The following is a 12,262-nucleotide window of genomic DNA, read 5'->3' on the forward strand; positions in this document are numbered from 1 at the left end:
GTGGAGCTTCGGGTGCGGTGGAGCTGCGGATTGCCGTGGTGCGACAGGGGTTGCTGTGGGGGGTGGGGTCCTATGAGCCGGCGGCGCGGGTGTCCGACCACGCTTCCCAGAGCGCGGCGTATCGTCCCCCGGCGGCGCGGAGTTCGTCGTGCGTGCCGGTTTCGACGATGCGTCCGGCGTCCATGACGACGATGCGGTCCGCGGTCGCCGCCTGGGTGAGCCGGTGGGCGACGACGAGGGCGGTGCGTCCGTCGACGGCGCGGGCGGCGGCCTTCTCCAGGGCGCGGGCGCCCGTGCTTCCGGCCTCGGCGGTGGCTTCGTCCAGGACGGCGACGGGCGGGTCGGTGAGGATGAGCCGGGCGAGTGCGAGGGCCTGCGTCTGTGCGCTGGTGAGCCGGTGCCCGCCCTCGCCGACGACGGTGTCCAAGCCGTCCGGGAGGGCCTCGGCCCAGCCGAGGGCGTCGACCCGGTCGAGTGCGTCGCGCAGTTCGGCGTCCGTGGCGTCCGGCCTGGCCAGCCGGAGGTCGTCGGCGAGGGGGCCGGCGAAGACATGGACCTCCTGGGTGACCAGGGCGACCGTGCGGCGTACGGCGGCGGGCCCGAGGGCGTCGAGGTCCGCGCCGCCGAGCCGGATGGTGCCGGTGGCCGGCCGGTGGATGCCGGCGATGAGCTTGGCCAGGGTGGTCTTGCCCGCGCCGCTGGCGCCGACCAGGGCGACGCGCTCGCCGGGGTGCAGGGTCAGGTCGATGTCGTGGAGGACCGGATGGCCGGGTTCGTAGGAGTGGCCGAGGCCGGTGACGGTGACGGAGGCGTCGCGCGGGGTGGCGGGCCGCTCGGGCTGGGCGGGCAGCGGCAGATCGGCGACTCCGACGAGCCGGGAGAGCCCGGCGGTCGCCTTCTGGGCGTCGTCGAGGAGGACCAGTGCGGCGTTGACGGGCGTGAACAGACTGTGGAAGTACAGGGCGGCGGCCGTCGCGGTGCCCAGCGACACCGAGCCCTCCCGGACCAGCCAGAAGCCGGCGGCCAGCACGGCGGCGAGGCCGATGAACTCCCCTATGTGGAGGCGGCAGTAGAAGCTCAGGACCAGGCGCACGCCGCGCATCGTCACCTCGACGGCGGTCCATGAGCGCCGTGCGACCCGCTCGGCGTGGTCCTTCTCCAGCCCGAGGGCCCGGACGGTGGAGGAGCCGCCGATGGTGCCGAGCAGCTGCTGCTGCTGGGCGCCCGAGGCCACGCGCTGCTCGGCGTAGACCGGCACGGCGCCCCGGAGGTACCAGCGGGCGGTGTGCACCTGGACGGGGACGGCGAGCAGTGCCGCGAGCAGGAAGCGCCAGTCGAGGACGGCCAGCGCGCCCAGGGTGAGGACGATGGCGACGAGTGAACGGGCCAGCTCGGGCAGCGCGTTGCGCACGGCTCCCGCGATCAGGGAGACGTCGCCGGTGACCCGTACCGTCAGATCTCCCGAGCCGGCCTTCTCCACCTGTTCCAGCGGCAGTCCGAGGGCCCTTTCCACGAACCGCTCGCGCAGCCGGGCGAGTACGGTCTCGCCGAGCCGGGAGACGAGGGAGAGGCCGAGCCCGGTGGTGACGCCCTGGGTGACGGCGACGGCGACCAGCAGGACCACGGTCGTCGTGATGGCGCCGGCCGGCGCGCGGGCGGCGGCCAGGTCGACGATGCGGCCGAGCAGCGGCTGGGTGAGCAGCCCGATCGCCGTGGCGACGACGACCGCCGCGAAACCGCCCCAGGCCAGGGCCCGGTAGGGACGCAGGAGTTCGCGCACGGCGGCCCGGGTGCGGGCGGCCGTCGCGACCGGCAGCAGCTCCCGCTCCTCGCCGTCCGCTGCCGCCGCGTCCTGACCGGCCGTCATGACAGCACCGCCGTACGGTAGTCCGTGCGGCCGCGGACCAGTTCGGTGTGGGCCGCCGTGGCGGACACCCGGCCTCCTTCGACGAGGACGACGCGGTCGGTCACCGCGAGCAGTGCGGGGCTGGTGGTCACGAGGATCGTGGTGCGGTCGCGCCGGATGTCCCGAATGCCGGTGGCAATCCTGGCCTCGGTGACGGCGTCGACGGCGGTCGCCGGGTCGTGGAGCACGAGGACCGGCGGATCGGCGGCGAGGGCCCGGGCGAGAGCGACGCGCTGGCGCTGTCCACCGGAGAGCGAGCGTCCGCGTTCGGTCACGGCCGTACGTGCTCCGTTCGGCAGGCTCGCGGCGACCTCGTCGGCGCCGGACGCCGCCATGGCCGCGGCGATGTCGGCCATGGGTGACGCCGCGGCCGAGACATTGTCGGCGAGGGTGCCTTCGAAGAGGTCCGCGTCGTGTTCCGCGACGAGGATCGCGGCCCGGACGTCAGCGGGGCGGAGGGCGGTGAGTTCCACCCCGTCCAGTTCCGCCGAACCGCTGTCGGGGTCGCCGCGGCGGCCCAGGCAGCGCAACAGGGCGGCGGCGTCCGCGGGGTCGGGGGCGACGACCCCCACCACCTCGCCGGGCGCGGCGTCGAGGTCGAGTCCGGCCAGCGTGCCGTAGTGGACACCGCGCAGCCGCACATGCCCCTGGGCCCTCGTCCGCGGGACGCCTTCGGCCGCCGTGCCGGGGCCGCCCGTGGTCGTCGTCGCCGATTCCGGCCCGGCCGGCCGGCCGGTGCCCGCGGTCACGGCGGGCGGGGCCGCGAGGACGGCGGCGATGCGTGAGGCCGAGGCGCGCCCCTGGGCGAACTCGGAGTTGAGCCAGGAGAGTTCGGACAGCGGGCCGAGCAGGAACAGCGCGAGCCCGACCGCCGAGACGAGTTCGCCCAGGCTGATCTCGCCCCGGGCGGCGAGGCGTCCGCCGACGAGCGCGACGAGAGCGATGAACGTGCCGGTGAGGGCGAGGACGACGCCCTTCTGCCACGCCTGTGCGCGGGTTGCCCGCAACGTGGCGGTCAGTGAGTCGCGGCTGGTGCCGCGGTAGCGGGCAACGGCCGCCGTCTCGGCGCCGATTCCCTTGAGGACCCGCAGTCCGGCGACCAGGTCGGCGGCGATGCCCGACGCGTGCGCCGCGCGCTCCTGCTCGGCCTCGCTGCGCCGCTCCAGGGGTTTGCTGAGCAGGTGGCCCAGCCAGATCAGCAGGGGGGTGCCGAGCAGGACCACCAGGCCGAGCGGCACGGAGATCCGCAGCAGGAACACGGCTCCGGCGAGGAGCGCGGTCAGCGCCGAAACCGCCAGCACCAGCGCCATGTTGACGGCGCCGACGCGCCGGGCGTCCTCGGTGGCGAGCGTGGTCAGGGCGCCGGGCAGCCGCCCGTCGTCGGCGCCGCCCGCCGGGTCCAGTATCCGCCCGACGAGGTCGGTCCTGAGCCCGTGGGCGGCGGCCTCGGAAGCACGCTCGCCCGCCCGCGCCCCGAAGCGGAAGCTGAACGACAGGATGAGATAGGCCACGGCCAACGCCCCGGCCCACAGAAGGAGTTGGCCTCCGTCGCCACGCGACACGGCGCGATCGACGACGAGTCCGATGATGACGGGGACCAGGGCTTCGCCTGCCTGGTGCCCGGCCCCCAGGGCCGAGCCGAGGGCGACGTCGCGCCACTGTCCCTTGACCGCACGCCCCAGGACGTCCCGCCCCGACGGTCCTCCAGCTCCCACCGCACCCCTCCGGACCGGCTCCGCGGCAATCCTTGGGTCGAGCACGAATACTTAGGTAAGGCTAGACTAAGTACTCACTGCCGGGCTACCCCGTTGGCCCACCTCCGCGCCGGGCCGGTCGGCCCGGTCCACGGACGGGTTCACGGCCGCCGAGTTGCCCGGAGCACCTCGAGGGCGATCGTGGAACTGTGGACGGAGACGACAAGGGCCGGCGGGACGCAGCGATCCTGGACGCCCTGTTCAGCCAGGCACCGCAGGGCCTCTTCCTGTGCGACACGGACCTGCGCGTCGTCCGGTTCAACGAGGCGGCGCCCGGCGTGCGCGGGGTTCCCCCCGAGAAGGTGCTCGGGCACACCTTCGCGGAGTTCGCCCCCGGAGTCACGGAAGTGGACCTCACCGCGCTGTCCGAGGAGGTCCTCCGCACCGGGAAGGTGATCCGTGACCGGCTGGTGCGGGGCAGGCCCCCGTCGAACCCGGACAAGGACATGGTGGTCTCGTTCTCCCTGTTCAGACTGCAGGGAGCGGACGGCGAGATCCTCGGTCTGGCGGCCCTCGTCGACGATGTGACCGACCGCGAGTCCGCCCTGGAACGGCTGGATCTGCTCCACGAGGCGAGGAAGTCCATCGGCACGACCCTCGACGCGTTCCGCACCGCGGAAGAGCTCACCGACGTCCTGGTGCCCCGGGTCGCCGACGCCGCGGCGGTGGACATCATCGACGAGGCACTGCGCGGACGCTCGCTGCCGCCCGGCCCCGTCGCCGCGGACACACCGATGCGCCGGGCCGCGTTCCGGTCGGTGCACGGCGGCGAAGGGCCGCGGCCGAAGGGGGAACTGGCCAGCCTCCCGTCCCCCACCCCGTACACCCAGGCGCTGAACGATCTGAGACCCCGGATCATCTCCGATCTCGCCCCGGACGACACGTGGCTCGCCACCGACCCCGACCGGGCGGCCGCCCTCAGGTCCGCGGGCGTCCACTCCCTCCTCGTCCTGCCGCTGAGGCTGCGGGACACGGTGCTGGGGCTGGCCGCCCTGTACCGCTTCGACCGCCCCGACCCGTTCGACGGCGACGACCTCGCACTGGTCACGGAGATCGTCGCCAAGGCGACGCTGCACCTCGAGAACGCACGCAGTTATGTACGCGAACACACGATCGCCACGACGCTTCAGCGCGATCTCATGCCGTGCCGGCCGCCCGGACTGTCGGCCGTGGACACCGCGTACGCCTATCTTCCCGAGGGCGCCGGAGGCGACTGGTACGACGTCATTCCGCTGTCGGGCGCACGGGTGGCCCTGGCCGTCGGCGATGTCGCCGGGTACGGGATCGAGGCCGCCGCCATCATGGCGCAGCTGCGCACCGCGCTGCGTACGCTCGCGCTGCAGGACCTGGAGCCGGAGGAGGCCCTCACCCGCCTCGACGAGACGGCCGCGTTCCTCGGCCGCACCCGCTCCCCCGTGGCGGCCGACTGCGAGAACGCCCCGGACTTCGTCGCGACCTGTCTCTTCGCCGTCTACGACCCGGTCTCGCGCAGCTGTACCGCCGCCCGGGCCGGGCACCCGGCGCCGCTGGTGCTGGGGCCCGACGGGTCCACGACCCCCTTCGAAGTGCCCTCGGGACGTGCGCTCGGGTCCGCCGACGGCATGGGATACATGTCGGCCACCTCCACCCTGCCGGAGTCCACCCTGCTGGCGCTCTTCACCGACGGGCTGGTGAAGAGCTACGGCCGGGACACCGAAGCCGCCCGCTCCCGGCTGGGGGAGATCCTCTCCCAGCCCGACGCACCGCTGGACCAGCTCTGTGACACCGCCGTGTACGAACTGGTGCCCGCCGAGCCGAGGGACGACGCCGTACTGCTGCTCGCGCGCACCCGCGCCCTGCCCGCGGACCGCGTCACCGTGTGGACCCTCCCCCAGGACGATTCGGTCGTCGCCACGGCCCGGCGGCTGGTCGAGCACCAGCTCGGGGCCTGGGACCTCACCGACGCCGTCTTCACCACCGAGCTGATCGTCAGCGAGCTGGTCACCAACGCGATCCGCTACGGGCAGGGGCCCATCGAGCTACGGCTGATCCTCGACCACACGCTGATCTGCGAGGTGTCGGACACCAGCAGCACCTCACCGCACATGCGGCACGCCACCGCGACCGACGAAGGAGGCCGGGGACTGTTCATCGTCATGCAACTCAGCGACCGCTGGGGCAGCCGATCCACCGCGGACGGCAAAACGATCTGGTCCGAACAGGCGATCCCGGACGGCCCTGCCCGGTAGGGTCCACGCACCGAGGACGCCGCCGGCTTCGCCGCCCTTCGCCGCTGACTCGCCCGGACGGTCCCGGGCACGACAGCATGGAGGGAGGACGCCCGGTGGCGGCTGCCCACGCGAGGAGGCGGTACGGACGGTGACGAGGCATGGCTTTGCGTTCTGCGGGGCCGAGCTGGCGGCTGTCTATGTGCTCGCCGGAGGCGGCAACGAGCTCCATCTGGCCGAGCTGACCGGCGACCGCAGGATGCTCTACGGGCTCCCGGCGATCCTCGCCGTGGAGGGCCACTCCCCCGCCGCCGAGGCCTTCCGCGCCGGCCGGCCCCTGTGGCTGAGCCCCAAGGAACTCGCGGCGTACGTCGAGAGCGACCCGCATCACTTCCCCGGCCGAATACGCGGCGAGGACAGCGAGACACCGGCCCGGCTCTCGCTGGGTGCCCTCCCCCTCGGCCGTGGCGCCAACGAGCTGGGCTGCCTGATCGTGGCGGGCGTGGTCCCCGACGGCTTCAGCCCCGACCGGCGCAGCCTGCTGGAGCTCTACGCCGACCAGGTCGCCGCGGGCCTGGAGTCGGCCGCCGCCCGCACCTCCGGGAGGACGGCCCCGCAGACGCATCTGGCGCAGGCCCTGGTCCCGCAGCGCGGTGGCGCGTTCATCCTCGAACTGAGCACCGGTCGCATGGAGGCACACGCCCATGTGCTGGATCTGCTCGGAATCCCTCCCGAGCACTTCGACGGCCGGGTGGAGACCCTGCTGTCCTGTGCGGTCCCGGACGACATGCCCGCGCTGATGGCGATCGTGGAACCGGGCAGGATGTCCGCCGACACGGAGCAGATGGCGTTCCGTATCCGCCGGCCCGGCGGTGAGCTTCGCTGGCTGGGGCTGCGCTGCCGGGTGGAGGTCGACGCGGACGGCGTCCCGGAACGGGTGCTGGGCGTGGTGGCCGACGCCGCCTATCTGCGGCCCAGTGCCGACGAGGTCTCCGCGGTGCAGCGGCTGTCCGCCAAGCTGGCGGGTGCGACCACCATCCGGGAGGTCAGCCAGCTGGTGGTCGGTTCGCTGCGCGGGCCGCTGGACGCCGACCGGGTCGCGGTCGCCGAGCTGGAGTCCGACCGGCTCGTGGTCACCCTGCTCGACCCGCCGGAACCCGACGCCTGGCCCGACGTGTGGCGCTCCGAGTGGCGCTCCGAGTGGCCGGACGTGTCGACCCACGACCTGCCCACGCTGGAGGCCTCGCTGCGGGAGGGGCACGTGAGCCTGTGGCCCGCGGGCGCGGAACTCGAACCGGGACTCGCGGGCACCGGGCCTGGCGGGCTCGCGGTGCTGCCGCTCCCGGCGGACGGCCGGATGGTCGGGGTCTGTCTGATCGGGTGGGACGAGGAACACCGGTTCGGTCCGGAGGAGCGGTCGCTGCTGACCGCGACCGCGGGTCTGGCGGGGCAGGCACTGATGCGCGCGCACGCCCTGGACGCCGGGCACGAACTCGCCACCATGCTCCAGCGCAGCCTGCTCCCCAGAAAGCTCCCCGAGCTGCCGGGCGGGGAGGCCGTGGCGCGCTATCTGCCGGCGACGGCGGGGCTCGAGGTGGGCGGCGACTGGTACGACGTCATCCCGCTGGGCGAGGGCCATGTGGCGCTCGTCATCGGGGACGTGCAGGGGCACAGCGCGGGGGCCGCGACCATCATGGGCCAGATGCGCACGGCCGTCAGGGCCTACGCGGTGGAGGGCCATCCGCCCGATGTGGTGGTCGCCCGTGCCAACCGGCTGCTGGTCGGCATGGAGACCGATCTGTTCGCCACCTGCCTCTACGTGGACCTGGACATGGAGGAGGGCATCGCCCGGCTGGTGCGGGCCGGTCATCTGCACCCGGTGATACGCCACCCCGACGGCAGCACCGAGGAACTGATGGTGGAGGGCGGCCCACCGCTGGGCGTGCTCGCGGACGAGGAATTCCCCATGACCGAGGCCGGGTTGGTGCCCGGCACGCTGCTGATGATGCTGACGGACGGTCTGGTCGAGTCGGCGAACCTCACGCTGGAGGAGGGCATGCGGCGGGTGTCCGAGGTGCTCGCCGCGGCCGACCCCACCGACGCCGGGCGGGTGGCCGATGAACTGGTCGTCCGGGTGAACCGGCGCGACGACGACGTGGCGCTGCTGCTGCTGCGCTACGACGGCACGCGGGTACGGCCGATGCGGACCCATTGGACGGTGTGGCGGCTGCCCGACGCCGTGATGCACGCCCGCCGGTTCACCGCTCGCACCCTGCGTTCCTGGGGCGTGGTGGAGGAGCTCGACGCGGCCCTGCTGGTCGTGTCCGAGCTGGTCACCAATGCCATCGCGCATACCCAGGGAGAGGTGCGGCTGGATGTGACGCTGTCCTCGGACCGGCTGCGGATCGCCGTGAACGACGCCTCGCCCCGCAGTCCCGTCAAGCCCGCCAACCAGAACTGGGAGGCGACCGGCGGACGCGGGCTGCTCATCGTCGAGGCCTCGACCGCCTCCTGGGGCTCGGTACCGCTCAGCGGCGGCAAGCAGGTGTGGGCCGAGATCCCTCTGGCGCCGCGTGAGCGGCTGGCCAAGGCGCAGTGAACCGCTTACGCCGGGCCGACCGTGCCCGGGCCGTCGAGGTCGCTCCACCGCCGGCCGATCCGCTCGGCCTGCAGGGTGAGAGCCTCCACCAGTTCCCGCGTGCTGCGCGCGGCGGTCGTGCGCAGCACGGCCACGCTGATCTCACGCGCGAGCGGAGGGCCCGTCGGCTTGCGCACCGCCACGTCCTCGCGCGGGGTGCCCAGGGCGAGCCGCGGGACGAGCGCCACTCCAGCGCCCGCGGCCACGAAGCCCTGAACGACCGCGTAGTCGTCGGTCCGCAGGGCGTGCACGGGCTCGAAGGAGTACTGCGCACAGGCCCAGGACAGGACCCGGTCGCAGGGGTCCCGGGGGTCCGCCGACCCGATCCAGTCGTCGTCCCTGAGCTCTTCGAGGGGGACGTGCGTCAGGGCGGCGCACCGGTGGTCCTCGGGCATGACGAGCAGCAGCGGGTCGGTCAGCAGCGGATGCAGCTCGAAGTCGTCGTCGAGGTCGAGCCGGTCGCCCGGCTGGGAGAAGACGAGGGCGGCGTGCAGCTCCCGGGCGCGCAGGCCCCGCAGCAGGACGGGCAGCTCGCCCTCGACGAGGGACACCTGCACCCCGTCCCGTCGCACGGCCTTCACCGCCGGGGGCAGCAGCAGGGCGCCCGCCGTGGGGAAGGTGCCGATGTGCAGGGTGTGCGTGCCTCGCTCGGCCAGGTCCCGGACCTCGCGTTCGGCGAGCCGCAGCCGTTCGAGGACGGCCTCCGCGTGCGGGAGCAGTGCCGCTCCGAGTTCGGTCAGTGCGGCGCCACGGGGCCCTCGTCGCACCAGGCGGGCGTCGAAGTGCGCTTCGAGGACCCCGAGGTGGTGGGTGATCGTGGGCTGTGTGTAGTGCAGCGCGCGGGCGGCGGCCGCGAGCGAGCCCTCCTGGGCGATGGCCTTCAGGACGTTCAGCTGACGCAGTTCGAGCATATAGACATTGTATGGAGGGTTACAGGTAACTCCTGTATTCCTCGATACCCCTCAGCGTGCGACGCTCACCGGCGTGAACAGCACAACCACCGCACCGACCACCGGCCCGCCGCCCACCCGGAGCGGCCCGGAGCCCGCCCCGTACGCCGAGGCGCTCCGCGCCCAGGCAAGCCGCGACTGGGTCCGGCTGAACGTCCCCGGACACGCCGCGGACACGGCGAGCTTCGGCCCGCTCACCTCCCTCCTCGGCCCGGAGGCGCTCCGCCTGGACTTCCCGCCGCTCCTGGACGGCATCGATCTCGGCCCCACCGCCCCGCTGGGCGAGGCACTGTCCCTGGCCGCCGAGGCGTGGGGCGCCCGGCGCACCTGGTTCCTCACCAACGGCGCCTCGCAGGGCAACCAGATCGCCTCGCTCGTGACCCCGGCCCTCGGCCGTGTCCTGGTCGTACAGCGCAGCGTCCACTCGAGCGTCATCGACGGGCTCGTGCTCTCGGGCCTGGAGGCCGCGTTCGTCCAGCCCTCGGTCGACGAGGAGCAGGGCATCGCCCATGGAGTCACCGCGGAGGACCTGGCGAAGGCCCTCGCCGAGCACCCGGACGCGGCAGCCGCCTACGTGGTCTCCCCGAGCTACTTCGGCGCGGTAGCCGATGTCCGCGCCCTGGCGGATACGGCCCATGCGGCGGGCGTCCCGCTGATCGTGGACGAGGCGTGGGGCTCCCACTTCGGCTTCCATCCCGAGCTGCCCGGCAACGCGCTCTCCCAGGGCGCGGACCTCGTCACCTCCAGCACCCACAAGCTGGCCGGGAGCCTCACCCAGTCGGCGATGCTGCACCTCGGGCACGGGCCCTTCGCCGATCGGCTCGAACCGCTGGTGGACCGCGCGTTCCGCCTCGTCCAGTCGACGAGCGCGAGCGCGCTGCTCATGGCCTCCCTCGACCTGGCGCGGGCCACGCTGGTGGCGGGCCACGACGCCATAGGGGCGTCCGTGGAGGCGGCGGACACGGTACGGCGGGTGATCCGCCGGCTCGGCAGGTACGCGATCGTCAGCGACTCCTTCGGGCTGTTCCCGGACATCGCCGCCGCCGATCCCCTGCGCATCGCCATCGACACCCGCAGCGGCGGCATATCCGGCCACGAGGCACGCCGCCTGCTCAGCCGCGACCACCAGATCATGGTGGAGGTGGCCACCGACTCCGCGATCGTCGCCGTGGTGGGCGCGGGCGCGGCGCCGGACACGGACCGCTTCATCGAAGCCCTGCACTGTCTGCCCACGCCCCTGCTCGACGCCGGCCAGGACGACCGCTCCCGTCTGCGACTGCCCGCTCCAGGCCCGGCCCGACTCACCGCCCGCGAGGCATTCCTGAGTCCTTCGCGCAGTGTGCCCGCCAGGGAGGCCGTCGGCATGATCTCCGCGGACACGCTCGCCGCCTACCCGCCGGGCATCCCGAACGTACTGCCGGGCGAGGTCATCACCGCCGAGGTGGTGGATTTCCTCCAGCGCACCGCCACGGCTCCCAGCGGCCATGTGCGCGGCGCTCTCGACCACGCCGTTTCGCGCCTCCGCGTCGTCGACCCCGATCCACGGCTCTCGCACTGAGCCGGTCCACGTATCCGCTCGAACTCCCGGAGAAAACACCATGAACCGACAGCTCACCGCACGCAGGGCGATCGCGGCCGTCGCCACGACCGGCATCGTCTCCGTCCTCGCCGCCTGCGGCAACCAGACCGAGGGCGCCAAGGTGACGGACGGCAAGTCCAGTGCCGTCTCCGCTCCGCTGGCGGACAAGCTCCCGCAGTCGATACGCGACAGGGGTGTCATCAAGGTCGGCTCGGACATCGCCTACCCGCCGGTCGAGTTCAAGGACAAGGCCTCCGGCAAGGTCGTCGGCATCGACCCGGACATCGCGGACGCGATGGGCAAGCAGCTCGGTGTGAAGTTCGAGTTCGAGAACGGCACCTTCGACACCCTCATCACGGGTCTGCGCTCCAAGCGCTACGACCTGGCCATGTCGGCCATGACGGACACCAAGAACCGCCAGGAGGGTGTGGACTCCGAGACCGGCAAGAAGGTCGGCGAAGGCGTCGACTTCGTCGACTACTTCACCGCCGGTGTCTCCATCTACACGAAGCAGGGCGACGACAAGGGCATCAAGACCTGGGCCGACCTGTGCGGCAAGAAGGTCGTCGTGCAGCGCGGCACGGTCTCCGAGGACCTCGCCAAGGCCGAGAACGCCAAGTGTGAGAAGGCCAAGAAGGGCAAGATCGCGATCGAGGCCTTCGACAACGACCAGCAGGCCCAGACCCGTCTGCGGGCCGGCGGCGGTGACGCGGGTGTGTCCGACTTCCCCGTGGCGGCCTACGCGGCCAAGACCTCCGGCGGCGGCAAGGACTTCCAGATCGTGGGCGAGCAGGTCGAGGCGGCGCCGTACGGTATCGCGGTGGCCAAGTCCAACACCCAGCTGCGTGACGCGATCCAGGCCGCGCTGGAGGCCATCATCAAGAACGGCGAGTACGAGAAGATCATCGCCAAGTGGGGTGTCCAGGCCGGCTCGGTGACCGAGGCGAAGATCAACGGCGGTTCCTGACCGCTGAACCACCGTCGTTGAGCTGTTGAAAGGCACATCCTCCATGTCTGTTGACCTCACCCCCCAGAAGACCGGGCGGGAGGCGATCAAGGCGATTCCGGTGCGGCACTACGGCCGGTATGTCACCGCCGTCGTCGCGATCGCACTGTTCGTCGCGATCGTCTACGCCTTCTCCCAGGGCAAGATCAACTGGGGCGCGGTCCCCGACTACTTCTTCGACCCGCGCATCCTCGACGGCGTCGGTCAGACCCTGATCCTGAC

At 72.7% G+C, this 12,262-nt stretch carries 7 protein-coding genes and 1 pseudogene; 5 read left to right on the forward strand and 3 right to left on the reverse strand.

What is annotated here, in order from left to right:
• Nucleotides 1-70: 70 nt before the first annotated feature.
• Together ACIQMR_RS16400 and ACIQMR_RS16405 are read right to left on the reverse strand one after the other, a co-directional pair.
• A complete protein-coding gene (locus ACIQMR_RS16400; RefSeq protein WP_401386834.1) occupies nucleotides 71-1,867 on the reverse strand; it encodes an ABC transporter ATP-binding protein in 1,797 nt (598 codons plus the stop codon).
• Nucleotides 1,864-3,621, reverse strand: coding sequence for an ABC transporter ATP-binding protein (locus ACIQMR_RS16405; protein WP_401386837.1), 1,758 nt, complete (start codon nucleotides 3,619-3,621; stop codon nucleotides 1,864-1,866). The genes ACIQMR_RS16400 and ACIQMR_RS16405 overlap by 4 nt, the downstream gene beginning before the upstream one ends.
• A gap of 188 nt (nucleotides 3,622-3,809) precedes the next feature.
• On the opposite strand from ACIQMR_RS16405, the gene ACIQMR_RS16410 reads away from it, so the two are divergent.
• The gene (locus ACIQMR_RS16410) at nucleotides 3,810-5,888 is read left to right on the forward strand and encodes a SpoIIE family protein phosphatase (RefSeq protein ID WP_401386840.1); all 2,079 of its coding nucleotides are present in this window, start codon (nucleotides 3,810-3,812) and stop codon (nucleotides 5,886-5,888) included.
• A 130-nt stretch (nucleotides 5,889-6,018) separates the two neighbouring features.
• Nucleotides 6,019-8,466, forward strand: coding sequence for a SpoIIE family protein phosphatase (locus tag ACIQMR_RS16415; protein ID WP_401386843.1), 2,448 nt, complete (start codon nucleotides 6,019-6,021; stop codon nucleotides 8,464-8,466).
• Nucleotides 8,467-8,471: 5 nt separating this feature from the next.
• On the opposite strand, the gene ACIQMR_RS16420 is transcribed toward ACIQMR_RS16415, so the two are convergent.
• Entirely contained in the window at nucleotides 8,472-9,416 is a 945-nt protein-coding gene (locus tag ACIQMR_RS16420) for a LysR family transcriptional regulator (protein ID WP_401386846.1), read from the reverse strand.
• A gap of 73 nt (nucleotides 9,417-9,489) precedes the next feature.
• Here ACIQMR_RS16420 and ACIQMR_RS16425 point away from each other — a divergent pair, with 73 nt between their 5' ends.
• The 3 genes and pseudogenes from ACIQMR_RS16425 to ACIQMR_RS16435 all read left to right on the forward strand — a co-directional run.
• On the forward strand, nucleotides 9,490-11,013 hold the full coding sequence (locus ACIQMR_RS16425; protein ID WP_401386849.1) for an aminotransferase class I/II-fold pyridoxal phosphate-dependent enzyme: 1,524 nt from the start codon (nucleotides 9,490-9,492) through the stop codon (nucleotides 11,011-11,013).
• A 40-nt stretch (nucleotides 11,014-11,053) separates the two neighbouring features.
• Nucleotides 11,054-12,001, forward strand: a complete 948-nt coding sequence (locus tag ACIQMR_RS16430) for an ABC transporter substrate-binding protein (protein WP_401386852.1) — start codon at nucleotides 11,054-11,056, stop codon at nucleotides 11,999-12,001.
• 43 nt (nucleotides 12,002-12,044) lie between these two features.
• Nucleotides 12,045-12,262, forward strand: a pseudogene (locus ACIQMR_RS16435) (amino acid ABC transporter permease); the annotation flags it as partial.

This window comes from Streptomyces sp. NPDC091376, assembly GCF_044757085.1.
Classification (GTDB): domain Bacteria; phylum Actinomycetota; class Actinomycetes; order Streptomycetales; family Streptomycetaceae; genus Streptomyces; species Streptomyces pratisoli.

Excerpts from the sequence above, each read along its gene's own strand:
- ACIQMR_RS16400 (WP_401386834.1), bottom strand. The coding sequence starts at position 1,867 with ATGACGGCCGGTCAGGACGCGGCGGCAGCGGACGGCGAGGAGCGGGAG.
- ACIQMR_RS16420 (WP_401386846.1), bottom strand. The coding sequence starts at position 9,416 with ATGCTCGAACTGCGTCAGCTGAACGTCCTGAAGGCCATCGCCCAGGAG.
- ACIQMR_RS16430 (WP_401386852.1), top strand. The coding sequence starts at position 11,054 with ATGAACCGACAGCTCACCGCACGCAGGGCGATCGCGGCCGTCGCCACG.